Genomic DNA, 25,752 nt, shown 5'->3' with positions numbered 1-25,752 from the left:
CGTAAACTCGCGGGTATGGAGAATTTCCCTTCCCGCGCTCCTCGCCTCATCGCGAGCGATATTGACGGCACCCTGCTGGACCGCAACCACCGTGTCCCGCGTCGCAACCGTGACGCAGTGGCGCGGGCGGTCCAACAGGGTGCCTATTTTGCGCTTTCTACCGGCCGTCCGTTCCGCTGGATTGCCCCGGTGCTGGAGCAGCTGCCCGCGCGGCCGGTATGCGTGACCTCGAACGGCGCTGTGTTGTATGACTCCGCGGAGGATCGGGTGATGTCCGCCCACGAGCTTTCGCCCGCCGCGTTGGCGGAAGTGGTGGATGTGGCCCAGACCGTACTGGGCACCGTGGGCTTTGGCGCGGAGCGGGCTGGGGGCTCGCTTGCCGACGCCGTCGAGGACCTCTTCGTAGTCGAGCGCCACTACTCCGAAAACGCCCTGTTTGAGGGCTTTGGCGTGGTCAGCATGGGTGAGCTAGTGGGGCAGCCGGCGGTGAAGTTCCTCATACGCAACACGGACTACTCCGCCCCAGAGCTCTATGAGCTCATTGCGCCGTACATCGATCCGGAGCTCGCGCACCTGACCTATTCCATGCAGGAAGGAATCTTGGAGGTTGCCGCGCCCGATGTGACTAAGCGCCGCGGGGTGGAATGGCTGGCGCAGCACACCGGCGTCGCCCAGCAGGAGACGATCGCATTTGGGGATATGCCCAACGATATTGAGATGCTGCGCTGGGCTGGCTGCGGTGTGGCCATGGAAAACGCCCACCCGGAGGTTAAGGCGGCCGCGGATGCGGTCACCGTGGCTAACCACCAGGCGGGCGTCGCAAAGGTGCTGGAGCGCTGGTTCTAGTCGGTGAAGATGTCTACCTTTTCCGTTTCGGTGTTGTAGACAATCTCGCCGCCCTGGAATTTCACGCGGATTTCCTTGCCATTCTTTTCCTCGTTGGAGAGAGGCAAGCCGAGCTTGGAGGCATTATCGCCCTCGGACCACTTCTTGGCGATCTCACCCGTCAACGCCTTGGTGCCGGACTCCTTGGAGGAGAGCACCACGCCATTCTGGAAGAGCTGGTAGAGGATTTTGCCGCCATCGGTGGTGTCCGGGCCGCCGACTGCTAGACCCAAGACCGGGCCGAAGGCATTGAGCACGGAGGTCCAGGATTCCTTCAAGCCCTCGTTGTTGGAGACTTGGACAACCTTGTTGACAATCTCCGGGATATCCCCGGTGGTCAAGTTGCCCGCCACCTTCTGATCGGTATCAGGCTTCTGCAGGCGGTCATTGGCGATGAGCACGCCGAAGACGGCGGCAGCGATTCCAGCGAGGGCGGAGATGGTGGAGACCGGTACTTCGACGTCGCCCAGCGACGACGTGATTTCCTCACCTACCTGCTGCGGGGTCTTGGGGGCATTTGGCTGTGGAGACTCTTGCCAGTCCAGGTCCGTGCTGTTCTTGCCGGACTTGATGGCGTCCGCCTTGCGCTTGGTGTTCTTACGGATTTCATCCCAATGGCGCGTGGTGTACTGGCCCGGGCAGGCCGTGTAGTGAAAATCATTATGGCCCGCGAACGCCGGCACGGTGGCCATGGTTCCTGCAGGGAACTTGGAGCCGTTGAATCCGCCGGAGTACAAGCTGGCCTTGCCCATTGGATCGATGCCAGAAATAGCGGCCTTCCAGCCAGCAATCTCGGCCACGGAGTTGAGCATCTCGCGGGAAGGCTCAGCCTGCTCGTAGTTGCCAATCGTGGAAATGCCCCAGTTATTGGAGTTGAAGCCACCCACGTGGGCACCTTGTACGGCCTTGTCCAAGCCGCCGTAGCGGCCTTCATAGATGGTACCGAACTTATCTACCAGTACGTTGTAGCCGATATCGCACCAGCCCAGGGTCTGCGCATGGTAGTCGTAGGCACCGCGTACCTGTGCCGCCGCCTGCGCGCGGGTGTAGTTATTGCTACCCGCGGTGTGGTGCAGGGTCATGGCCTTGATGCCATCGTCGTAGGTTGGCTGCTGGCAGCGCTTAGATTCGTCTGCTCCCCAGCCGGCGCGGGTGACTACCTTGGGCATGCCCGCGGTTTCTGCGGTGGGCTCGATGGCTTCGCCTTCTTGGGCGTTGCCGTCGATAAACACGGCGTCGAGATCCGCAACCTGGGTGCGCTCATCGGCCACGGGGGAGATATCGCCGACGTTGTACGCAAGCGGCGCGGGGCGGTTGGCATCAGCGCCCTTGGCGGCCTTGTCCAGGAGGGAGTCTTCCTTCTTGTCGAGGTTGGAACCGGTCACGAGGTCAACGTTGGCCATAGAAACCTGCACATCGTTGGTATCGCCCACGAAGATTAGTTCGGTGCCGTTTTTACCCTCGGTGTAATTCATTGCATCCATGGGCAGCCACTCGCTCCAGGAACCGTCCTGCTGCTTGGAGCGGACGAAGGAGTTGATATCTCGCTTGCCCTCCCAGGTGACGGCAAACATGTTGAAGGTTTCGTCGCGGTGGAACTGCTTGACCGCGCGGCGGCTTTCGCCTTCGCCCTGAGCGGCTACGGCTGGGTCATCGACGACGATGGATTCGCCGTCACTGAAGCTAGAGGAGGAATTTTTGACCTCAATGGGACCGCCGTTGCCGGAGTCTTGGGTCTTGAGAACTTGCTGTCCGCCGAATGCGGCCGTCACGGCGAGCGCGATGGAGGTGACCGCCGCGATGACGGGGGTGGACCATTTTGACCTAGTGGGTACTAGTCGACGTCGTTGTTGCACTGTTATCTCCCTAGGGTTGTGCAGCTGTAAAAACGGTTGCCAAAAGTTAAGAGTTGATAGTGATGGTACGTTTGTGACTTCTGTGAAATCTGTTGCGACACGCCGATGTGCCGTGTCAGCTGCCGTAGTGCAATAAAGTGGAGGCCATGACTTCTTATGACCTCATCGTTGTTGGCTCTGGATTTTTTGGTCTAACGGTTGCCGAGCGCGCCGCTAGCCAGCTGGATAAGAAGGTGCTCATCGTGGAGCGCCGCAATCACCTCGGCGGCAATGCCTACTCCGAGGCCGAACCCACCACCGGAATCGAGGTGCACAAGTACGGCGCGCACCTCTTCCACACCTCTAATAAACGCGTGTGGGATTACTGCAATAAGTTCACCGATTTCACCGACTACCAGCACCGCGTGTTTGCCATGCACGATGGCACCGCCTACCAATTCCCGATGGGCCTGGGTCTTATCAACCAGTTCTTCGGCCGCTACTACTCCCCGGATGAGGCCCGCCAGCTCATTAAGGATCAGGCCGGCGAATTCTCTCCGGAAGAGGCGCAAAACCTGGAGGAAAAGGCCATCTCACTCATCGGTCGCCCGCTGTATGAGGCCTTCATCCGCGATTACACTGCAAAGCAGTGGCAGACCGATCCGAAGGAGCTGCCGGCCGCGAATATCACCCGCCTGCCGGTGCGCTATACCTTCAATAACCGCTACTTCAACGACACCTATGAGGGCCTGCCGGTCGACGGCTACGCGGCATGGCTAGAAAACATGGCTGACCACGACAATATTGAGGTCCGCCTGGATACCGATTGGTTCGAGGTGCGCGAAGAGCTGCGTGCCGAGTCCCCAGATGCGCCCGTGGTCTACACGGGCCCACTTGACCGCTACTTTGATTTTGCCGAGGGCGAGCTGGGCTGGCGCACCCTCGACTTCGATCTGGAGGTGCTGGATACCGGCGATTTCCAGGGCACGCCGGTGATGAACTACAACGATGCGGACGTGGACTATACCCGCATCCACGAATTCCGCCATTTCCACCCGGAGCGCAAGGATAAGTACCCGAAGGATAAGACGGTCATCATGAAGGAGTATTCGCGCTTTGCCGATAAGGGCGATGAGCCGTACTATCCAATCAATACCCCAGAGGACCGCACCAAGCTGGAGGCTTATCGACGCCGCGCTGCCGCCGAGGCACGCGAGAACAACGTTCTTTTCGGTGGCCGCCTGGGCACCTACCAGTACCTGGATATGCACATGGCCATTGCCTCAGCGCTGAGCTTGTTCGACAACAAGCTGGCTCCGTTCTGGAACGAGGGTAAGGCGCTTGAGCAGGAGCGCGGCCACTAAGCCGAAATCCGTCAACAGAACGCTTAACACTCAACACACCACCCAACACACCACACTATGGAGTGTTGGGTGGTGTGTTGTATGTAGTGTTGTGTAGTGTTGCGCAGACCGGGAAAATTATGTTTGAACTGCGAAAGCATACCGTACTGTGAGAATTTCGGACGAGGAACACGTGCGAACACTACACACAACACCACAGTATGTGTAGTGTTGTGTGTAGTGTTTGAAGGTGTTCAGGAGCGTTGAGCGCTGATAGGGGGTGAGTGATTGTGGTCTGGGACGATGACCAGGCGGAAATCGCCGAGATCATTGAAAGCCTGCGATCTCAGGACACCGATACGCGCGCCGTCGAGGTCAAGGCAGCTGCGGGAGGTTTTCCCAAGAAGCTCGTTCGCTCTATCTCTGCCTTTGCTAACGGGACCGGTGGAATCATCATCTTGGGGCTGGATGAAGACAACGGGTTCGTTACGGTACCAGACTTTGATGCTACTGCCATGGCGGATGCCCTGGCTGGCGCATGCGCAGACCTCGTGACCCCGTCGGTTCGCGCCCAGATCGACATTGTTGAGTGGGAGGGCGCGAGCATTGTCGTTGGCACCATTCCCGAATGTGCTCCTTTTGAGAAGCCCTGCTGGGTCGTTTCTCAGTCGAAGTATCACGGCAGCTATATCCGGGTCCATGATGGGGACCGCGTACTAAAGCCATACGAGATCGACCGGCTGGAGGAAAACAAGACCCAGCCGGAATGGGATCTGGAGCCGGTTCCGGCTGCTGACATCGACGATCTGGATCCTGACATTGTGGCCGAGATCTTGGCCCGCGAGCGCTCCATCCATGAACGCATTTTTGGACGGTTGAGCGATGAAGAGGCGATGTTAGCGCTCCACCTGATTACCCGGAACGACAACGGAAAACTAGTGCCAACTCTGGGCGGGCTCATGGCAGCGGGCACTTACCCGCAACAGTTTTTCCCGCGGCTCAACGTGACCTTTGCAGCATATCCCGGCACCGATAAAGCGGCCGGGTTGGGCAAGCAGCGCTTCCTCGACAACGAAAGTCTGGTGGGGCCCATTCCGGTGCTGGTCGCGGATGCCGTGCGGGCAGTCCGACGCAATATGCGCGTCGGAGGCGTAATCGCGGGAGTCTTCCGTAAGGACTTGCCGGACTATCCTCCGGAGGCCGTGCGTGAGGCAGTCGCTAATGCGCTTATGCACCGTGACTATTCGCCGCAGGCGCGGGGCACGCAGGTACAAGTGAACCTGTATGCCGACCGGCTGGAGATCCTCAACCCCGGTGGTCTTTATGGAACGGTCACCGTTGATCGATTGGGCACTGCGGGTATGTCTAGCGCGCGCAATCAGCATTTGTCTGCGCTGCTGGAGGTGACTCCTGCCGGTGACGGAGATGGGTACGTTGCGGAAAATCGTGGTACCGGATATATCGAGATTCTCGACCAACTGGAACAGCAGCTGCTGCCGCCGCCGGTACCACGGGATTCATTGACCGAATTTGAACTCACCTTTGCGCGGCGAAATCCGACTACCCCGGAGCGCACCGCGGCGTCGGGCGGCGGAACCCGCGGGCGCGTGCTCGACTATCTTCGCGAACACAGGACAGCGTCCAGCCGCGAATTGGCAGGGGCTGCAGGGCTGTCCCTCAACGGAGTGCGCAGGATCATCAACGAACTTGTTGAGGAAGGCGTCATTGTGCGCACTGAGCCGCTGAAGAGCCCGAAGCAGCGCTATCGGCTGCAGGGCTAACCACGGTGTTCAACGTTACCTTGTTCGCGCGCCGCCGCTGAATACCTTGGCGCGAATTTCTCCATCTGTTCAAGCACGAGCTTGATGGCCTCCGGCGCCTTGTCCGGTGGATATTTGTAGTCGCGTAGCAACCTGCGGACCGAGCGGCGTAGTTTCGCGCGTACGTCATCGCGTACTGTCCAGTCGGTCTTTGCATCGCGACGCAGCATGGAAACGAGCTGGCGTGCGATTTCAGCAAGAACTTCGTCGTCCATGAGCTCGGTTGCGGATTCGTTTGTCGACACTGCGTCGAAGAAGGTGAGCTCGTCATTGCCTAGTGGCGGGGTGAATTGTTCACCGCGCTTGCTTTCCTTGACAATCTCCTTGGACAGGCGGATGAGTTCGGCGATGATTTCAGCGGCCGTGAGCTGCTGATTGGTGTACCGATTCATCAGCTCGGTGATCCGCTCGGAGAACTGCTTGGAGCGCAGCTCGTTGTTTCCTGTGGCGGTGCGGGCTTCCTGCTGGAGCTGGCGGCGCAACGCATCGATGAGCAACGAGACCTCAGAGGGGGATTGTTTGTCCTTGAACAGGTCGACGGTGAGATCCTGCAAGTTCGGAATCTCAATCCCGGCCTGGCGGTAGATGTCGATGACACCGGTGGCCTCAGCCGAATCAACGACCAGCTTGCCTAGGGCGTTGCGGATGGAGTCGCTAATCGGCTCGCCATTGGCCACGCGGTCGCCCGCATCGAGCTTGATGAGCCAGTTCTTGACCTCGGAGTAGAACCGCACGCTGTCGCGGTACTCCTCGGCGTCGGGGCTGCCCGAAGCTAGTGCCCAGGCACGCGCGAGCCTTCCAGCCTGACGTTTGAACTCATCAGCGACGGGACGCGCGTTTGGCTTCTCGGGGTCGTAGTTGCCTTCGGTCTTCGGATTGCGCAGGAAGCCCGTGACATCGAGCAAGGCACGGCGAAGGTTGGCGTCATCGATGAAAGCGGTGTTCTTCCATTCGATTCCCACAATGTCGTCGAGACGAGCCAGGAATCCCTTCGCCAGAGTTAGTGCTTCCTCAACGTCCTGGCCTGTGACCTTGGTTCCGTCGTCGGAGGGGTTGAGTGTGAACTCAGCCAGCGCCTTCTCCAGGTTTTCGACCAGCGGAGCATAGGCGACAAGGAGGCCATCCTGCTTGTCCCGGAACGTGCGGTTGACGCGGGCGAGGGTCTGCATGAGCAGCGCGCTCTTGAGCGAGCGGTCAATGTAGAGCGTGTGCAGGGGCGGCGCATCGAAACCGGTGAGCATCATGGACTGAACGATGGCGATTTCCAGCTCGTCGTCGACGTCCTTGATGCGGTTCTTCACGGCCTTGAGCGCGCTCGGGCGGCGCATATGGACCTTGAGCTCATCCGGGTCGGACGGCGCGGCAGAGTAGATGACCTTGATTTTTCCCTTGTCATCGGCATCCGAGTGCCACTCAGGGCGCAGCGCCACGATCTTGGAGTAGAGGCGTGCTGCGATGGAACGCGTGGCGGTCACGATCATGGCTTTGCCCGGTGCACCGATGAACTCCCGCATGTTCTCGCGGCGGTCTTCCCAGTGGCGAACAAAGTCCTCAGCGAGCGCATCCAAGCGGTCGTCGGAACCGTAAATGATTTCCAACGCGGCGACGGAGCGCTGAATCCGGTCGCGCTCGACTTCGTCGAGACCCGTGAGCACTTCCTCAGCGGTGTCATCAATCTCGTCATCGGTAATCCCAGCAATGCGCTTGAGTGGGATGAGGCGCGGTTCGAAATACACGGGAACGACGGCACCGTCCTCGACGGCGCGGTTCATGTCGTAGATGTCGACGTCATCACCGAAGACCTTGCGCGTATCGCGGTCCCATTCCTTGAGCGGGGTACCGGTAAACGCCAACATGGTGGCATTCGGTAGTGCATTACGCAGGTGCTGCGCGTAACCGTCAGCCGCGGTGTCGCCAAAGCCATAGTGCGAGCGGTGAGCCTCATCAACGATGACCACAATGTTGCTGCGGTCAGAGAGCAACGGGTGCTCCTTTTCGCGGAGCTCGCCCTTTCCATTCAAGCCAAACTTCTGGAGCGTGGAGAAGTAGATGCCGCCGGAGTTCTTCTGTGAGAGCAGCTCACGCAACTCAGCACGGGACTCGATATTGCGCGGTGCCTCCGGCAGGATGGTGGACCGGTTGAAGGTCTCAAATAGCTGCTCATCCAGCTCGGTACGGTCATTGAGCACAATGACGGTCGGGCTGAGCATCTCGGGCCGACGCATAATCTTGGCGGCGTAGAGCTCCATCTCCATGGACTTGCCCGCACCCGTCGTGTGCCAGATGACGCCAGCGCGCTTGTCGCCGCGCGCCGCCGTGATCGTGGAACCCACAGCCTTGGTCACCGCGAAGTACTGGTGCGGCTTCGCGATGCGCATGACTAGCCCCTCGGCCGTGTCATCGAACGCCGTGAAGTCGCTGTAGAGTTGTCCAAAACGCTCCACATTAAACAGACCATCAAGCAACAGGTCCAGCTGCGTGACCGGCTCGCCGGCCACAACCATGTTGTTGGGGTCTACCGGGCTGCCGTCCTCATCTACATTCCACGGCGCAAAGTGGTTCCACGGAGTAAACGGCGTACCGTACTTCGCGCTGAGGTCATCCGAAGGAATCACAATATTGGCAAAGCGGAAGGCCATGCCGAATTCCTTGACGTAGGTCTGCAGCTGGTTGTGGGCGCCCTCGACGGAGGTATTCGCGCCCGTCTTCTTCAGCTCAATAAACGCCAGCGGCATGCCGTTGACGTAGCAGACCACATCGAAGCGACGCTCGCCGTCCAGGTTCGCAACGGTGACCTGGTTGAGCGACAAATAGTCGTTCATGTGCGGATGCGAGGACAGGAAGCAGATGGTTGGGTTCTGAACGTTGCCCTCGTGGTCGATGTACTCGATACCGCGGTAGCCTTCCACCAGAATCTGGTGAATGCGCCGGTTCTCCGCAATCGCGGACTGTGACTTCGGCGTGATGACCTCACCAATCGCCTGGTCGAGGTACTCCTCCGGTACGCCCGGGTTGAGGTTGCGCACGGCATTGTGCAGACGCCCGCGCAGAACGATGTCATTCCAGGTGTCGCGCTCGCCGGAGCCCGGCGCAAAGTCCGGGCCGTGGCCGGCCTGCCATTCCAGTTCCGCCAGGTGGTCCTGAACAATGAGCTCGAGGGATTCTTCGCTCAACATGAGCTTCTCCTTAGGAGTTGTAGGGGTAGGGTTGCTTAGCTTTCCGACGCCGCCTCATCCGCAGCGTCCTCCGCCTCACCGACTGTGATGCGGCCGCTCATGAGGAGAGGAAGGAGCTCGTCGCGGGTGCGGGCGAGTTGTAAATTCTGGATCTCAAGGCTTGTGGCAAGTCTCCAAAGTGAATTTCCGAGTTGATTCGTTTCTTCCGACATCTGGGCGGGGACTTCGACTTCCTGGTCTAAATCGCCACGCTTAATATGCCCCATCGTTGTGGCCTTACCAGCGGCAATCATTTGGAAATATTCGAGCTGAGCATCGATTGCTTGACGGAGAGCCCATAAATCCAGTTGTCCATTGGGAACCACTTTGAAGATGTGTTGATTGACAATTGCCTGGTCATAGGGCCAACGCTTGGTTATAAGGGTACCGGACCAAGAAAATAGAAGGTCGCCTGGATTTACCTCGTTGTCTGGATCTGCATCGAAGTCGCTGAATACGGTCTTTCCGCCAATGCCAGAGTTCATTTCTGCAATGCGGACGACAACCCGGCCGGTTCCAGACGCGCCTTTAGTGAATGCTTTGCCATTGATGAATGAGGCCAATGAGCTAAGTGGAACGTCAATGTTGCTAAGAGAAAGTTCTTTTTGCCAAAGGGCTCTTAGGATTTCATCGATTTTTGAAATTGACGTTTGGTTTGCGGCGATTTTATCGTCGAGAGCCCTGAGTGGAGCAGATATGGATTGTTGTTGTCGTACCGAAAAATCGGGCAGTTCCAGTTGCTCCAGCATTCCTTTCGTGAGAGCAGCTCGAGACGCTCCGGATGATGCGAGCATCAATAAGTGCTGTTTTACCTCGGGGGAATACAACCAGTACATAAGCCAGTAAGGGTCGAGCTGGTCTGGATTTGCTCGGATGATAGCGACGTGTTGATTGACACGGGCTTGCTGTCGGCGGTTCCAGATTGCGACTCTTGCCGTTGAGTCACCGGTGATATTTAAGAGCACATCATTGAGGTGGACACTGACACCTTCCATCGCTTGAGCTTGTTCTTCAGAAATAAAGGCTAGGCCTGATTCGTGGAATGACAGATCTAGTATGTTCTGGGAGCGGATAATCGGAATTCCGGAGTCGATGTAGGCGCTCTTGCCGCCACGAGGTGTCGAGCCTGAGCCAATTTTGGTAGTCAGTTCTTTCAGGTTGGGCATGTTACTTCAACCTCCCAAGCTGTTCGCGCACGACCTGGTCGAGGCGGGCGGCGTCGTCAAGCGCGGCGGTGAGTTCGCCGGTGAGTCGGGCAATCTTCTCGTCGATGGGCTCGTCGTCTTCTTCGGCCTCGGCGAAGCCGACGTAGCGGCCAGGAGTCATCGCGAAGTCGGCGTCGCGGATGTCATCGAGGGAGGCGGACTTGCAGAAGCCGGCGATGTCCTCGTAGGCCTCGTCCTTCGGTGCGGAGGTGCGGCCGCGCCACAGGCGGAAGGTGTCGGCGATCTTCTGGATGTCCTCGTCGCTGAAGGTGCGCTCAGTGCGGTCAATCATGTGGCCGAGCTCGCGGGCATCGATGAAGAGCACCTGGTTGGTGCGGTCAATGGTGCCCTTGGAACCAGCCTTCTTGTCCTTGGCGAAGAACCAGACGCAGACCGGAATCTGCGTGCCGCGGAAGAGCTGCGCAGGAAGTGCGATGACGCAGGAAACGATGTCGTCTTCGACCATGGCCTTACGGATATCGCCTTCACCGGAGGAGCTCGACGTCATCGTGCCATTAGCCATGACGACGCCGGCCTCGCCCTGTGAGGTGAGCTTGGAAATAATGTGCTGCATCCACGCGAAGTTTGCATTGCGCTTGGGCGGGACGCCGTATTTCCAGCGAGTGTCTTCCTCGTTGCGCGACCAATCCTTGATGTTGAACGGCGGGTTGGCCATGACGTAGTCCATCTGCTTGCCCGGATGGATGTCGCGGGCGAAGGTATCAGCCCATCGCTCACCCAAGCCAGCAGAGCTAATGGCGTGGATAGCCAGGTTCATCTTGGCCATGCGCCACGTGCGCTCGTTTAGCTCCTGGCCGTAGATGGCCAGAGCAGTGCGGTCCTTCTCCGTGGTCTCGAGGAACTTCTCGGCCTGCACGAACATGCCGCCTGAGCCACAGCACGGGTCATAGACGCGACCCTGGGTTGGCTCCAGGATTTCCACGAGAGTGCGAACGACAGGACGCGGGGTGTAGAACTCACCGCCACGCTTGCCCTCAGCACGGGCGAACTTCTCCAGGAAGTATTCGTAGACCTCCCCCAGCAAATCGCGAGCGCGCTCGGGACCCTCCGCGGTGAAGCGCGTGGTGCTGAACAAGTCGATGAGTTCGCCCAAACGGCGCTGGTCAACGCTATCCGAGGCGAAGTTGGTGGGCAGGGTACCTAATAGCGACTCATTGTCCAGCATGAGCTGCTTCATGGCGTTATCGATGAGCTTGCCGATGGACTGGTACTCCTGGCCGGCGTCGGCCGTCTTGCCCTTCGAGTTGTCACGCAGGAAGGTCCAGCGAGCGATGGGGTCGACCCAGAAAACGTTCTTCTCACGGTAAGCATCGATATCCTCCAGGTCTTCCTGGATGTACTCTTCGCTATCGCCGCGCTCCTCGCCTTCAGCACGCAGCTCCGCGCGCCGGGCGTCGAAAGCATCAGTGACGTATTTGAGGAATACCAGTCCTAGGACGATGTCCTTGTACTGGGATGCGTCCATGGAACCGCGCAGCTTGTCTGCTGCCTTCCATAAAGTGTCCTTGAGCTCTTTGAGGGTGGTGGCGGAGGCAGACTCTACGTTCTGCACATCCTTGACTGAGTTAGTCATTTTTCTCCTTACATATAACGGTGTTTGTGCGTTTGAATGTTGAACTCTGTTATTAGCCTGGCGGGGATTGTGCACGAGATTCAGCGATGGTGACAGCACCGGTACCTATCGAAATAGTGAGGTTGTGCCGTAGAACATCGATGCTCCTTAGCTGCTCAACCAACTGGCGACGCCGTGCGCCGAGCTGTTGCTCGACTGTGCTGAGGTCTTCCGCATTCTTGCGAGGCAATACGGGGAAGTACACCGATGCCAACTCGGAGGAGACAGCTTCGTTAATAGCCTTCTCTACGAGGTAGGGAAGGCAGACCTGTTCCAAGGGAGTGTGGCTGCGTCCACGGAAGGTGCGGCATCGTAGTGCTTGAGCCGGTGCAGTGACTAGCTTGCCGCCTTCCTCATCGATGAGCGCGCGTGGTCTTGGGTTCTTGATGAAGACCACGTCCCCTGGTTCTGTGAGGGTGCCGCGCGGTGCAATGTCTTCCAGCCGGAGACGATCGATGCAACGTGCGCCCTGTGGAATGCTCCCCAGAATTTCGGGTTCACCGATGAGTTCCAGTTTTGCTACTGCTTCAGGGGCGAGATCATGTTCGGCAATGCGGGATCCGCTGAGTTTCTGCAGTACCCCAGTGCGAGCGTTGGTCGCGGCCTTCCACGGTAGGTACTCAAGGCGCGTTGCCCCCGATTCAGCGCGCATACCAATCTTTGGCTGCGCGTCCTCCAGCCCTGCTGAACTGATGTCTAATCCTGCTTGATGCGCGGTATGCATGAGATCGGCGGCGGAGGACGTCGACGTAGAAGAAAAGACCGAGACATCGAGAGAATGAGTACGACTGCGCCAGGCATCAGCGGCGCGAAGAATACGACCGCGGACAAAGGCGTGCTTGCGTGCTTCATCCGGTGTGGTGAGCATGGTTGCCCAGTCTGAGACGAGACCGGGTCTCTTAAGGTCCGGCACGTCAGCGATAACCACAGCAGCATCGGCAGGGTTGCCTATGGCCTCGCGATTAGGGCGCTTGAGAATCCATAGTGCGCCCTGCTGCTGTCCGCGGTCCGGAAAAATACCTCGGGGCAGCCGTGCGCTGTAACGCAGCGGTGCAATTGCACCGGTTTCAGTCGGTGCGAGGAACCGCCGTCGGACGACCTGCGCTAAAGAGTCCTCGATAAGCATGTCTGCGGTGGAAATGCAGAACATTGCGCCGCGCTCGTCTAAGTTGTCGAGCAAGTCCTGGAGGTGCTCGAAGTATTCGGGCGCAGTCTTTGGAGGGGAAGGAACAGCGTGGACGAGGAGAGAATTCGCTGGGATCTCCTCGCTAGCGTCGATGAATTCCACGTTTCGGCACGCTAGTTCGGCCCAATAGAGAGAGTCTGGTGCGCAGTCTTTTCGATATCCGATGCTGAGCACCAGTGTCTCTTCGAGTTCCCGGGTGAGTCCAGTGACGAAACCTAGGCTGTATTCATCAGTAGGGATGATAGGTGGAGTTGGGTTCTCTAGCGTGAGGGCTTCCGATACTGCTTGCATAGCGCGGGAAGTAAATCGGGAAGAGAGTGTGACCTGGCGCTGAGCACTGAGGTCATCTGCAAGACGGGCGAGCGCGGCCGCGGGCCCGAAAGCTGCCTCGGCTACCTGCTCTGCGGCTTGTGCGATGTCAGCTTCAGGGTCATCAGAAGGAATGTTGTCTGCTGCGCGCTGGTACGCCGCGGTAAGAGAGTCGATTACTGCAGCAGAGGGCGAAAAATCCTGAGGGGAGAGAGCCGTGTTGCAGTTTAAAAGGCCCAAGGCCGCGCGTTCCGGATTGTGGAGCAGCATTCGGTAGAGCGAAGAATAGAAGAGGGCATCTTCAACGGCTGTGTCGCGGCGGCCGAGCTTAGTTGCTCGCAGCCAGTCTTGAATTTCGGTGATGGCGTAGTAGGGGTGGCCATCATGTTCTCCGTAAGGGGAGGGGAAGGGCGTGATGGATTCGGAGTTAAAGCGCTGAATCCACTCGTTGACCGCGGGGCGCGTAACGCCGGTCAGCCGGGCGACATCGGCGAGTGTCAGTGTTGCGGTCACTTGAGGCCTCCTTTCATAGGGTAGTGATGGGGAATAAGGGTGAGCGGTCATTGCTGATTGCTCTGCCCAATACGTTAAACGAACTCGAGTGGAGTGCCCAGCTTTTAGTCTGTTAATCGTCCTGAAGGGGGCTTAAGGCTGGGTAATTCAAACTACAAGAGTGTCGCCCAAAAGTGGTTTGGTTTTCGTGGGGATCGGGCTTCAAAAGCGCATGACTTGCTGACGTGTTCGGTCAGGTCCGGTGCTAAAGCGGGGGATCGATGTGCACTTTGTGGCCGATTTCCTGCTGGTGAACGTGTTGGCTGGGCTGTCTGTCGCTGTCGACATGTGGATGGCTATCGTCTCCGCGCTGAGTATGTTCGACAACAAGCTGGCTCCGTTCTGGAATGAGCGCAAGGCCCTTGAGCGGGAGCGAGGCCACTAGAAGCTATGCTTGATTACCTCTGGGAAAGGAGGTGACGGCATGGCTGACCGCCGCATGTGGAAAATGTCGCCGGAGCGGCTGCAGGAGCACCTGAAATTGCGTAGCCGCGCATCGCGCATTCCCGATAAAAAGAAGGAACAGTCCAAGAAGGCCTGCCGGAACTCCCGGCGGGCCTTTCCGCTTTTCGGTGCAGAAAACTATTGGGTTATTCCCAACCGTTTGACTTTACCCAACATTAACTGTTAAAGTTAACGACAGGTTAACAATTAGCAAACGGGACAATAATCCGAGAAAGGGGATAACAATGAACCAGTTTGAAACCCTGCGCCAGGATCTGCACGAGAACTACGGCCACGACTACACGGCCGCGGAAATCGATGCCAAGCTCGATGAGGTTATTGCCAAGCACACCAAGAAGGCGGAGCTCGAAGAATTCGTGCCGCTTTTGGTGGAGCGTGAGGTGCGCGACTACTTCGGTGCTCACCGTCTGCACGTACGTTTTGCCGCCGGTGCCAATAATGCGCTGGCCCAAGCCGCAGCGGAACTCACCCGCAAGCACGCCGGCGAAGCCCTCTTTGTGGATACCGCCGTTGCCCACCCGGAAAACGAGGCAGAAGGCCACCTCGCCCACGTCATGAACGAGCGCGGTATGGGCGAGGCCCCGAATAAGTACCTCGATGAGGTGCGTACGGTAGCGATGCCGGATTACATCGTGTTCTTGGGCCGCGAGATCGAGCGCGATGAGGCAGGCAAGGACATCAAAATTTGGGATATTCCTGCCGCGGATACCGTGGAGGAGGCGCGCGAATTGGCTGATGACCTCGAAGCCCGCGTACTCTACATGCTCAATAAGCTGGGCATTGATCCGGTAGCCGAACCGGTCAACGCCTAGAAGCGATATGGGTCGGGCAGCTGGGAGGAGACGTTATTATTGGCCACCCAGAAGCCCGCAAACCTATAGGGCATGTAATGCGTGCCCATGCCGGGGCGCCATTCCGGCGTGCCCAGAAGCGGGGGAGTTTTACGGTCGCGTTGCGGATATAGCCTTTCTGGCAGCGCGCCCACCATGGGGTGGTAGTCCTCGAGGACGCGAGCGAAGGCGGAGTCGAAGTCTTTCCGCGACAGATCCTGGGACAGGTCTTTAATGCGCTGCGTTATCTGGCGCAAGCTGGCGTTGTCGGGCTGGCGGGAGAGGGCCGCTTGGGCGTCGCCAAGCAGCCATTGCACCTCGCCCGCGCGCACTGCAGTATCGCCGGCGCAGAAATTTTCCAAGGAATCTATCTGCGCTGCGGCCGTATTGATTTGCTTGAGCGCTTTGTATGCCTCCTTAATGGAAGCGGCGTGCAGGGAATAGTCTTGGATGTTCTCCAGCGCCTTGAGCGTCGGTCGCGCATCAGTGTACTGATTGAACAGAGAGCGCCACTGTACCTTCAGGTAGTCGCCCGCCAAGGGGGAATGCAGGGCGTCAATCCGGGCCTCCGTGCGCTTGATGAGTTCCTCAGCCCCGTCGCGAGCGCCCTCAATATAATCGAAGCGCTTGCGCACTCGGGCGCGGCGGATGAACAAGTAGGTAATGAGGCCGACCGCGCCCAGAACCACGAGCACCATAGTGGCTGCGATGAACACGGACCACGTGGGTGCATCCTGCGCATATTGTCGGCGCACGGTGGTATCCGCGGCGGCGCGCGTCGCCAAGATCATGCCGACGGTATAGTCATCGTCCGCCAGCGCCGGCCGCATCTGGTCCAAGATGCCGTCCATGCGGCCCTCGTCATAAATCTTGATGTCCTGGCACACCTCTGTGCCGCAGTGCACAGCCATACTATTGGGCTCAAAACCTACCGCGATGACGAGCACATTTTTCTGTAACTCACTTCCGCTGATGAAATGTGGATGCTCGCGGGCCAAGTCATGGAACAAAGTCCGGGAAAATTCCTCGCCCGAATTCGGATACGTAGCGTAGAGGACTTCGTGCACAGAATCCGGCAAATGCATGGACTGTGCTTGCGATTTGATGGCGTCTTCGTCCGAATTGCTGAGGGTTTGGGCGTGGTCCAGAAACTCCACCGCGGGCTTTTCCTCTGCGATAGCGGCGGGCGCGCTGGCTACAGCGAGAAGACCTACTGCTGCCGCGCAAGGAACCCATCTCATGATGTTCCATTTTACGGGCTCCGCGTGTAAACCGTAGTACTTATGCAAAAGCAACTACGCTAAATCGCTGACTACTGTTTATACCGTTTGGAGAATCGAAGCTATCGTGACTGCCAACAACACCCAGGCCCATGAGCCCCTGCAGCGCATCCTGCTGCCTAAGCGTGGCGAGCCCTTTGATGTGCGGATGCTCTACCTCATCGAGGCCGAGCAAAACCGCGAACGCCTTAGCTGGTTTAACCGCACCTCCGTCACCATTCCGGCCGGCGAGGAAGCCTCTTTTGAGACCTACTTCAATGCCTTCCCGGCTTCTTATTGGCGCCGCTGGTCGCAGCTGCGTTCCGTTATTCTCAGCCTAGACATTGAGGGTCAAGCAAATATTTCACTCTACCGCTCCAAGCAGGATGGCCAGCGTATTTCCGTGGCCAACCACCTGGTGGGCACCGGCCACCACGAGTTTGAGCTGCCACTCAAAAACTTCGAGGACGGCGGTTGGCTGTGGTTCGATATCACCGCCGAGCAGGAAACCACGCTTGCCGACGCCGCCTGGTGCTCTCCCCACGCCCCCGGCCCGCAGGTGCTGCCGGATGGGACCGAGCAGCCGGCGCAAGACAAGCGCGTGGCGGTCGGTATTCCTACCTTTAACCGCCCGACCGATGCCGTGGCAGCACTCAAGGCATTGGCCGAGGACCCGGTGGTAGATGAAATTATCGACTTCGTCCTCATGCCGGACCAGGGCAACCAGCACCCCGCTGATGAGCCGGGCTACGACGAGGCAGTGGCCCACTTTGGCGATCGTTTCCGCGAGTTCCGCCAGGGCAATCTGGGCGGCTCTGGCGGCTACTCCCGTATCATGTACGAGGCGCTGGAACATACCGATTCGCCCTTCATCCTCTACATGGATGATGACATCGCCATTGAGCCGGACTCCGTACTGCGTGCGGTTCAGGCGGCCCGCTACGCCGCCAAGCCCATTGTCGTCGGCGGCCAGATGCTCAACCTGCAGGAACGCTCCCAGCTGCGCACTACCGGCGAGCAGGTTAACCGTGCCGATTTCATGTGGGGCGCGGCGCCGCACGCCGTCTACGACCACGACTTTGCTAAGTACCCGCTGCGCGCCATCGGTACCCACGAAACCCACCTGGATCCGAAAAAGTATGATTCCCGTGCGCTGCACCGCCGTGTTGACGTGGAATATAACGGCTGGTGGATGTGCCTCTTCCCGCGCATCGTGGCAGAAACCAACGGCCAGCCATTGCCGCTGTTTATCAAGTGGGACGATACCGAGTACTCCCTGCGAGCAGCGCGCAACGGATTCCCTACGGTGACTTGGCCGGGTGCCGCCATCTGGCACATGGCCTGGGCCGATAAGGACGATGCCATTGACTGGCAGGCCTATTTCCACCTACGCAACCGCCTCATCGTGGCCGCGATGTACCACGAGGGGCCGGTCAAGGGCATTACCAAGTCCATCTTTAAGTCCACCCTCAAGCACACCATGTGCATGGAATACTCCACCATGGCCATCCAGATTGAGGCTATGCGAGACTTCCTGGCCGGGCCGGACCATCTCTTCGACATCTTGGAGTCTTCGCTGCCGCGCATCGCGCAGATCCGCAAGAACTACTCCGATGCCGTCATCCTGGAATCCGCCGATGAGCTGCCGGCTCCCACCGGCGCGCCGGGCGTGCCCACCCGCAATATCGGCGGCCGCCTGGCCAAGATTAAGAAGATCCCGTGGGCTATCAAGGGTCTCAAGCACCTCGTCAGCAAGGAAGACGCTGCGCACCACGAGGCGCCGCAGCTCAACCTCACCCCGGACGAGGCCCGCTGGTTCACCTTGTCCCGCGTAGATTCGGCCACTGTGTCCACCGCGGGTGGCACCGGCGTGGCCTTCCGCAAACGTGATCGCGATCTGGCCAAGGACCTCGTGACCCAGACCCGCGAATTGCTGAAGGAAATCGAAGAGAACTTCGACGACCTGCGCGCCGAATACCGCGCGGCCCAGCCGGAGCTGACCTCGCGCGAGTCGTGGAAGAAGGTCTTCGATGCCCAATAAGCTTTCCGTAGCAGAATCGCGCGTCCTCGAATGCATCCAGGGTGCGGCCTTCGACGTGCCCGGCGTGCTTCCCACCGCCCGCGGGCTTAGCCACTGGGGCGAGCATGCCTTGGGCTGGATGGGCAGCGCTGCGGTAGGGGCGGGCATCGACAAGCGCCGCCGCGAAGGCTGGGTCCGTGTTGGGGCCGCCGCCTTCCTCGCGCACGCCGCCAGTGTGGTGCTCAAGCGCATCGTGCGCCGCAAGCGCCCGGATTATCCATACGTGCGCGTGGGGGTAAAGACGCCCTCCACATTGTCTTTCCCTAGCTCGCACGCGACTTCGACCACCGCATTCCTGGTGGCGGTAAGCCGCCTTACCGGCCGCAAGGCTCCCCTTCTCGGCGTGCCCGTAATGATGGCATCGCGTATGGTGCTCGGAGTGCACTATCCAACAGATACGGCAGTGGGTGCGGCCATCGGCGCTGCTACCGCAGAGGTCGTGATGAAAGGAATGAAGCATGAGTGATGATGGAAACCAGCACTTTTTCCATTCGGAACCGCACACCTCTGGCGTAGATACCGGCCGCAAGCGCAAGCCACCGAAGAATCTTGTCGATGGCATGATTAAGGCCCTGCGCCCCAAGCAGTGGGTCAAAAACGTCCTCGTGCTGGCGGCCCCCGCCGCGGCCGGCGCCGATGCTCTGTTCCACGGCCGCGTGCTTGTTGATGTCCTCTTGGCATTCATCGTATTCTGCCTCGGCGCTTCCTCCATCTACCTGATTAATGATGCGAAGGACTGGCGCGAGGACCAAGAGCATCCGACCAAGCGCTTCCGCCCGATTGCCTCGGGCGTGCTGCCGATTAAGCTCGCCTATGTCATGGCCGTGGTGCTCATCGGCCTGTCCATCGGCCTGTCTTTCCTTGCCACCGCTGGGCCGCAGCTGGCTATCGTGATGGCGATTTACATCGCGTTGCAGTTGGGCTATTGCTTTGGCTGGAAGCACATGCCGGTGATCGATATTGCCCTGGTGTCCTCGGGCTTCATGCTGCGCACCATGGCTGGTGGCGTAGCCGCGGGCATCGAATTATCTCAGTGGTTCCTGCTGGTTGCAGCCTTTGGCTCGCTTTTTATGGCCTCCGGCAAGCGGTATTCTGAGATCCTGCTGGTAGAACAAACGGGCGCGAAGATCCGCAAGTCCCTAGAAGGCTATACGCCTACCTACCTGCGCTTCGTGTGGACCCTGGCCGCCACCGCGGTGGTCATCTGCTACACCCTATGGGGCTTCGAGCTTGCAAGCGATGCTCAGACCGGTGGCGTGTGGTACCAAATTTCCATGGTGCCGTTTACCATCGCCATCCTCCGCTACGCGGCCGATGTGGACCGCGGCCAGGGTGGTGCACCGGACGAGATTGCACTGGAGGACCGCACCTTGCAGGTTCTCGCCTTGGCCTGGCTCTCCTGCATTGCCATGGCGGTTTATATTATGCCGTTGTTCTAGACACAGGTGAATTGATATAGAAATTTTCCGCGGGACTGATAAACTTTCTCCCCGTGCTTAACATCGATCACAAGAGTGTCGCCCGCTGGAGTACCCCAGCGGTCGTTCTTGTGATCGGTGTTTTATCTTTCTGGGGCGGCTTCGCGCGGCGCTGGATTTCCGATGACGGCCTCATCGTCCTGCGCACGGTGCGCAACCTTGAAGCCGGGAACGGTCCGGTTTTCAATATGGGCGAGCGTGTAGAGGCCAATACTTCCACGTTGTGGCAGTACCTCATTTTCCTTGTGCGCTGGGTCTCCCACGCAAACCTGGAAGGCATCGCCATTTACTTGGGCCTTATCCTGGCGGTAGCGGCAATGGTCGTCGGTACGGGGGCATCGGCAAGCATGCGCTCTGGGGCCGTCCTTCCGGCTGGCGCGCTGGTGTATCTGGCCCTGCCACCGGCGCGGGACTTTTTCACATCCGGTCTGGAATGGGGTCTGTGCATTTTCTATCTTGCTGTGCTGTGGACACTGTTGCTGCGTTGGTCGCGGCCGGCCCGCCACGCCAATAGTAATAGCGACGCCTACTGGCTAGCTTTCTGGGCCGGATTGTCCTGGCTCGTGCGGCCAGAGCTCGCCCTGTACGGCGGGCTGATAGGTGTATTGCTGCTGGTATCCCATCGCTCGTGGAAGATTCTTGCCGCCGCGGTACCGCTGCCGTTGGCCTATGAGATTTTTCGCATGGGCTACTACGGGCTGCTGACCCCGCACACAGCCGTCGCCAAGTCTGCAGCCGGTTCCGAATGGGGCAAGGGCTTTACCTACCTGGCAGATTTCGTCGGCCCGTATTGGCTCTTCCTGCCGCTCATCGTGCTAGCCATTGTGGGTCTGTGGAAGGCGGACCTGCGCCCCACTGCTGTGCGATCCACCGCCACTGCCGCGTATCTTTTTGCGGGTGCGGCGCTCATCCATACGCTTTACGTCTTGCGCGTGGGCGGAGACTTTATGCACGGCCGCATGCTGCTGCTGCCACTTTTTGCGTTTCTGCTTCCAATCTTTGTCGTTAGCGTACGCATGTGGATCGTCTCCGTCTTCTGCGCGGTGTGGGCGCTGGTTATCGTTCTGCGCGGCCATCCGGTGGATCGCAGCATTTATGAGGATGAAATTTCCATCGTAGACGAGCGTGATTTCTGGACCTACGCCACCCAGCGGCAGGAGCCTCCCATGCGTGCCCAAGATTTCCTCGGAGCTAAGTTTATGGAGGACTACCAAAAAGGTATCGATGAACTAAAGGCTGGCGATGCCATGACCTTCCGTTTTATCAAGGGGGAAGATAAGTCCTCTTGGATGGCCACGCCAGCGGACCCTTTGCGTACCGATCCGCCGACTGTTTACCTGCTCAACCTGGGACTTTCTTCCATGAACGCGCCGCTAGATATTCGTGTGCTGGATGATATTGGCCTCAGTAACCCCTTGGCGGCGCGCCAGCCGCGCATCGTGGGAGGACGCATTGGGCACGACAAGAGCCTGGAAATGTCGTGGCAGGTGGCAGATTCCGCAGCCGATATCGATGAGACTCCGCCCTGGATTGATAAGTACGAGGCGACCAAGGCTCGAGCTGCGCTTGCCGACGCCGATTTTCAGAAACTCTTCGCCACATACAGGGAACCCCTAACTTGGGACCGTTTCTGGAAAAATATTAAATTCTCCCTGACCGACGGGCGGACCCTAGCCTTCTCCTCGGATCCTTCGGACTACCTGCACTAATTCCTTCTAATGCAGACTTTAGGGCCAACCTAAGTTACACTAACCTGTGACATTGTTATCGATCCGTGACGTTAACGATATACAGGGTTCGGACGATAGAACTTAGTGACAATCACCGAGTAGTTTGAAGGAGAAAGATGACTGCTTCCATCAAGGGTCGCGTCCTTTCAGCCATCATGGCAGTTGCCGTAGCTTTGGGTCTAGCCGTCGTGGCGGGTTCCCAGCCGGCAGAGGCAGCCAACCGCGACTGGTTGCGCCGTGACGCCACTGGTACGTGTGAGTGGGACAAGGTTGGCTGGTGGGTCCAGCGTTGTGACGTGTGGTCCCAGGCTATGGGCCGCACTATTCCGGTGCAGATTCAGCCCGCGAAGCGGGGCGGCAATGCTGCCCTCTACCTGCTCGATGGACTGCGTGCTACCAATCGCACCAACGCGTGGGTAAACGACGTCAATGCTGCCAAGACCTACGAGCCACATAATATTACCCTGGCTATGCCGGTGGGCGGAGCTGCATCCTTCTACGCAGACTGGCAGGGACCTGCGACGTATGATCTATCAAATCCGGTTAATTATAAGTGGGAGACGTTTCTGACCAGCGAACTCCCAGGCTATCTGGAGCGAAACTTCGGCGTTGCACGTAACAATAACTCTATTGCTGGTTTGTCGATGGGCGCTGGTGCCGCGCTAACCCTAGCGGCGAAGCATCCGAATCAATTCAGGCAAGCGCTGTCTTTTTCCGGTTTCTTGACTACCACTGTTCCAGGGGCACAGACCTTCATGCGTCTGGCCATGTTGGATGCTGGTGGCTTTAATATCAATGCAATGTACGGATCGCTATTCAATCCGAAGCGCTTCCAAAACGATCCACTGTTGCTGATTCCTCGATTGCGTAACACTAATCTATATATTTCTGCGGCATCAGGTATCCCTGGTCCTGGAGACAGCCACTATTTGCCACAGCATCAAGCTGCGGGGGCAGCCTTAGAAGTCGGGTCTAATGCGACTACTCGCGCGTGGGAAACCGCTGCGCGGCTGCAGGGTCTAAATCCGACTGTAAGCTACCCTGCTCAAGGGCTGCACAACTGGGAGCAGTTTGGCTATCAGCTCAATCGCTCTAAGCCACAGGTCTTGAATGTGATGAACGCGTGGTAGCGCATAAAGGGCACCATCGCGAGTACCTTTCGTATCAGCGCTGACCCATCCTCGAAAAGGGGGGTAAGGAGCAAAAGTGGATGCGGACATTTTAGGAATATTCAGAGTAGCAGTTTGCGTCGGCGTTGGTCGATGCTTAATCTGTCGAACTCAAGCTTGATTATTGGGTTAAGTAGCAAAAAGTGTGTCTGAGTTACAGCGATCTTGCTGCTCAGGCTGGGTAAATCGGGCGGATATAAAGTCTTGATGCTTATATCCGCCCGTTTCGTGTTCAATCCATCGGAATGACACCCCCTGTGCTAGTCGGGGTTGGTGTGCTTTCCGGGTGAGTAAAAACAGACCGCGATGCCCGGTAAGTGCTGGGCAAATGAAGAAAAACGGAACCACATCCAAAGGTACAACCAGGTGGCGGTGCAAAGACCCGAACTGCGGCAGCTCCACGACACGAACCCGCACCGATCGCACGCAGGCCCGCAACTTTAAAGCCTTCGTCTCCTATGCCACCTCCACAGCAACGTTGTCTGAACTCGCTCAGCAACAAAGGGTGAGTCGTTGGTCAATTGATTGCCGATTGAACCTTTGGCTCATCGACATCCCCAACGACGGTGCCCCGCAGCGCGTCTACGAGCAGATCTTCATCGACGCCACCACGTCATTGCTTGGCACTGGACCAAACACGAAACTGTCCACGCATACACGCAGCTTCTTCACAAAATCGCCGAGCCGCTCTGCGTCGTCATCGACGGCGGACAAGGCGCACTCACCGCGATTAAAGCCTGCTGGCCAAACGCAATGATTCAGCGCTGCCTCGTCCATGCGCAACGCGTCATCCGCCGCTACACCACCTCACGGCCGCGCACCGACGCCGGCAAAGCCATCTACGCACTGGCGTTGAAACTAACCCGTGTCACCACGCTCGACCAGGCACGGGAGTGGACGCTGCGTCTGCACGGCTTCGGTCAGATATTCAAAACATTCCTCAACGAGAAAACCTCCGTGGCCAAAGAAAGCCGAACTCTCAATAACCAGTGGGAATGGACTCATCTACGGGTGCGCAAAGCCTACAACTCACTGCTGCACCTATCGCGCAACAATTGGCTGTTTACCTACCTGCAGCCCCCAACCGAATGCGCTTGATCCTAAGCGCTGGGCCTCAACGACAAACAGTCTTGAAGGCGACATCAACGCCAGGCTCAAACGCATCGCAGATGCGCACCGAGGCAGGTCTGGCTAACGCCAACGAAAAATGCTCGAGGGGTACCTCCACACCAAAAAGCAACTGCCTGACGATCCGCTAAATACCGCCAGGCAGTGCAATTATAATCAAGATCAACTCGCCAAAGTCAACGATCTTGCCGAAGAAGACCACAACAAAGCCGACCAGGAAACAGGCCGACCTGCCTTCTACGACAACGCTATCCCAACCGAGTACGAACACTCGATAGTAATCAGAAAAGGCCCCATGAAGTAACCAACCGCGTACCCGCCCCGCGAAACGCCGAGCGGACACACATTCTGCTACTTAACTACGATTCTTCGGTCGTTGTAGGAGCCGACATATTCATGAATCGTTTTCTCTGATTCCTCACGATGGCGCCACTTACGCCCATAGAACATCGCATTTTTCATTCGGCCGAACAATCCGGCGCACACAAAATTGTTGGGTGAGGGACCTGACTCCTGTTCGGAGTACCTAGACATGGTGGTCGATTACCTTTCTTGTCAACCCAACCGGTCTGGACATCAAGCGTCTACCAAACAGAGGCAAGGACCAAATTCTTCGGTTACTTAGAATCGATATCAATCACGGTGAAGCCTTCGACACGGTTGAAGAGCTTCAAGCTATCGAAGAATAGGCCTAAACGACAGGATGTGTTGGTGAGGTTGTACGGCTAGCCGGTCTGGCGTGCTGATATTAGGAATATTTCACTTATCCGGAGGGATATCCCAGCTTCGACCATGAAATACCGCCAAAGCCATGCCGGTGTGCTAGGCACCTAGGTTCACGATGAGAGGATGAGTAAAAATCATCCTCGATGCCCCGTCTGCGGCGGGGCATGTACCAAACACGGAAAAACGAGTGCTGGGCACCAACGATGGCGATGCCGCACCTGCAAAGCCACCTTCACCCGCGTGAATAACGACGCCGTGCAAGCCAAATGCTTCCGCCTTTTCATTTCCTGGCTCACCTCCAGCAACAGCCTGGAAGAAACAGCTAAAACCTGCGGTGCTTCACCACGAACTTTGCAACGACGCTTCACACCGTTCTGGCTTATCCAACCACCCCGAAGCGTTGATAAGCAGCGAATCTACGACCAAATCTTCATCGACGGCACCTACTTCAACACCAAATGCCTTGTTGTGGCTGCCGACTCCACCCATGTCATCAATTGGTTCTGGTGCACGAAAGAATCCTCCTAGTCCTACATGCGCCTGCTCGACCCGCTAGCCCCACCACAACTGGTTACCTGCGATGGCGATGCCGGAGGGCTTAAAGCACTACACCAACTGTGGCCTCATACCCCGGTTCAACGCTGCATTGTCCACGTCAAACGCAATATCCAACGCGCCACCGGCCTTCACCCCACCTCGCCGATGGGTAAAGCATTACTACGACTTTCCTTTAAGCTACTAGCCGTTGACAACCTGGATAAAGCAGCCGAATGGACCGTAAAACTACAACAGTTCGGCACCGTATTTAGCACCCAACTCAAAGCCAGAGGGCCTGGCCCCCGGAAAGTAGACACGTCGGGGGTTAGCTATGCTGCTTGGGTCAGTGTAGCTGATGTGAGTGCTT

The 25,752-nt window shown here is 58.1% G+C and carries 18 protein-coding genes and 2 pseudogenes; 13 read left to right on the top strand and 7 right to left on the bottom strand.

The features are described from left to right. Nucleotides 1-15: 15 nt before the first annotated feature. A complete protein-coding gene (locus tag QP971_RS09225; protein WP_284788425.1) occupies nucleotides 16-846 on the top strand; it encodes an HAD family hydrolase in 831 nt (276 codons plus the stop codon). Here the strand turns inward: QP971_RS09225 and QP971_RS09220 are convergent. Beyond that, entirely contained in the window at nucleotides 843-2,741 is a 1,899-nt protein-coding gene (locus tag QP971_RS09220; protein ID WP_284811525.1) for an N-acetylmuramoyl-L-alanine amidase, read from the bottom strand. The two genes, QP971_RS09225 and QP971_RS09220, sit on opposite strands and share 4 nt — an antisense overlap. Before the next feature lie 146 nt (nucleotides 2,742-2,887). On the opposite strand from QP971_RS09220, the gene glf reads away from it, so the two are divergent. Beyond that, entirely contained in the window at nucleotides 2,888-4,084 is a 1,197-nt protein-coding gene (glf, locus tag QP971_RS09215; RefSeq protein WP_239274038.1) for a UDP-galactopyranose mutase, read from the top strand. Between the two features lie 263 nt (nucleotides 4,085-4,347). Further along, complete coding sequence (locus tag QP971_RS09210; protein WP_284811527.1) at nucleotides 4,348-5,844, top strand: ATP-binding protein; 1,497 nt, start codon at nucleotides 4,348-4,350, stop codon at nucleotides 5,842-5,844. On the opposite strand, the gene QP971_RS09205 is transcribed toward QP971_RS09210, so the two are convergent. The 4 genes from QP971_RS09205 to QP971_RS09190 are packed head-to-tail and all read right to left on the bottom strand — an operon-like array spanning nucleotide 5,841 to nucleotide 13,944. Beyond that, nucleotides 5,841-9,059 carry a type I restriction endonuclease subunit R gene (locus QP971_RS09205; RefSeq protein ID WP_284811529.1) on the bottom strand — a complete coding sequence of 1,073 codons (3,219 nt, stop codon included), beginning with the start codon at nucleotides 9,057-9,059 and terminating at the stop codon, nucleotides 5,841-5,843. The genes QP971_RS09210 and QP971_RS09205 overlap by 4 nt on opposite strands. A gap of 35 nt (nucleotides 9,060-9,094) precedes the next feature. Then, nucleotides 9,095-10,264 (bottom strand): restriction endonuclease subunit S domain-containing protein, encoded by a 1,170-nt coding sequence (locus tag QP971_RS09200; protein WP_250413035.1) that lies wholly within the window; start codon nucleotides 10,262-10,264, stop codon nucleotides 9,095-9,097. Nucleotide 10,265: 1 nt separating this feature from the next. Then, entirely contained in the window at nucleotides 10,266-11,897 is a 1,632-nt protein-coding gene (locus QP971_RS09195; RefSeq protein ID WP_284811531.1) for a class I SAM-dependent DNA methyltransferase, read from the bottom strand. A 52-nt stretch (nucleotides 11,898-11,949) separates the two neighbouring features. Further along, a complete protein-coding gene (locus tag QP971_RS09190; RefSeq protein WP_284811533.1) occupies nucleotides 11,950-13,944 on the bottom strand; it encodes a helix-turn-helix transcriptional regulator in 1,995 nt (664 codons plus the stop codon). A gap of 262 nt (nucleotides 13,945-14,206) precedes the next feature. On the opposite strand from QP971_RS09190, the gene QP971_RS09185 reads away from it, so the two are divergent. From QP971_RS09185 to QP971_RS09175, 3 genes are read left to right on the top strand one after another with little or no spacing between them, the layout of a single operon-like run. Continuing rightward, nucleotides 14,207-14,368: a hypothetical protein gene (locus QP971_RS09185; protein WP_284811535.1), complete on the top strand. Its 162-nt coding sequence runs from the start codon at nucleotides 14,207-14,209 to the stop codon at nucleotides 14,366-14,368. A 39-nt stretch (nucleotides 14,369-14,407) separates the two neighbouring features. Next, the gene (locus QP971_RS09180) at nucleotides 14,408-14,614 is read left to right on the top strand and encodes a DEAD/DEAH box helicase (protein ID WP_284792035.1); all 207 of its coding nucleotides are present in this window, start codon (nucleotides 14,408-14,410) and stop codon (nucleotides 14,612-14,614) included. A 58-nt stretch (nucleotides 14,615-14,672) separates the two neighbouring features. Next, nucleotides 14,673-15,260: a three-helix bundle dimerization domain-containing protein gene (locus QP971_RS09175; protein WP_284792036.1), complete on the top strand. Its 588-nt coding sequence runs from the start codon at nucleotides 14,673-14,675 to the stop codon at nucleotides 15,258-15,260. On the opposite strand, the gene QP971_RS09170 is transcribed toward QP971_RS09175, so the two are convergent. Then, nucleotides 15,257-16,519, bottom strand: coding sequence for a hypothetical protein (locus tag QP971_RS09170; protein WP_284811537.1), 1,263 nt, complete (start codon nucleotides 16,517-16,519; stop codon nucleotides 15,257-15,259). The genes QP971_RS09175 and QP971_RS09170 overlap by 4 nt on opposite strands. 106 nt (nucleotides 16,520-16,625) lie before the next feature. On the opposite strand from QP971_RS09170, the gene QP971_RS09165 reads away from it, so the two are divergent. From QP971_RS09165 to QP971_RS09140, 6 genes and pseudogenes are all read left to right on the top strand, one after another. Beyond that, the gene (locus QP971_RS09165) at nucleotides 16,626-18,578 is read left to right on the top strand and encodes a glycosyltransferase (protein ID WP_284792038.1); all 1,953 of its coding nucleotides are present in this window, start codon (nucleotides 16,626-16,628) and stop codon (nucleotides 18,576-18,578) included. Beyond that, complete coding sequence (locus tag QP971_RS09160; protein WP_269954061.1) at nucleotides 18,568-19,083, top strand: phosphatase PAP2 family protein; 516 nt, start codon at nucleotides 18,568-18,570, stop codon at nucleotides 19,081-19,083. The genes QP971_RS09165 and QP971_RS09160 overlap by 11 nt, the downstream gene beginning before the upstream one ends. Then, on the top strand, nucleotides 19,076-20,056 hold the full coding sequence (locus QP971_RS09155) for a decaprenyl-phosphate phosphoribosyltransferase (protein ID WP_284811539.1): 981 nt from the start codon (nucleotides 19,076-19,078) through the stop codon (nucleotides 20,054-20,056). The genes QP971_RS09160 and QP971_RS09155 overlap by 8 nt, the downstream gene beginning before the upstream one ends. 53 nt (nucleotides 20,057-20,109) lie before the next feature. Continuing rightward, entirely contained in the window at nucleotides 20,110-21,804 is a 1,695-nt protein-coding gene (locus tag QP971_RS09150; RefSeq protein ID WP_284811541.1) for an arabinofuranosyltransferase AftB family protein, read from the top strand. Nucleotides 21,805-21,941: 137 nt separating this feature from the next. Next, on the top strand, nucleotides 21,942-22,955 hold the full coding sequence (locus QP971_RS09145; protein ID WP_284811543.1) for an alpha/beta hydrolase: 1,014 nt from the start codon (nucleotides 21,942-21,944) through the stop codon (nucleotides 22,953-22,955). Nucleotides 22,956-23,280: 325 nt separating this feature from the next. Further along, a pseudogene (locus tag QP971_RS09140) lies at nucleotides 23,281-24,426 on the top strand (IS1249 family transposase). Between the two features lie 47 nt (nucleotides 24,427-24,473). Here QP971_RS09140 and QP971_RS11390 read toward each other — a convergent pair. Next, nucleotides 24,474-24,584 carry an IS3 family transposase gene (locus QP971_RS11390; protein WP_349821147.1) on the bottom strand — a complete coding sequence of 37 codons (111 nt, stop codon included), beginning with the start codon at nucleotides 24,582-24,584 and terminating at the stop codon, nucleotides 24,474-24,476. Between the two features lie 387 nt (nucleotides 24,585-24,971). Between QP971_RS11390 and QP971_RS11385 the strand changes: the two are divergent. Further along, nucleotides 24,972-25,676: pseudogene (locus tag QP971_RS11385) on the top strand (IS1/IS1595 family N-terminal zinc-binding domain-containing protein); the annotation flags it as partial. Nucleotides 25,677-25,752 lie beyond the last annotated feature (76 nt).

The sequence above is a fragment of the Corynebacterium marquesiae genome (assembly GCF_030229635.1).
GTDB lineage: Bacteria > Actinomycetota > Actinomycetes > Mycobacteriales > Mycobacteriaceae > Corynebacterium > Corynebacterium marquesiae.
This window is presented reverse-complemented; position numbering and strand designations above follow the sequence as displayed.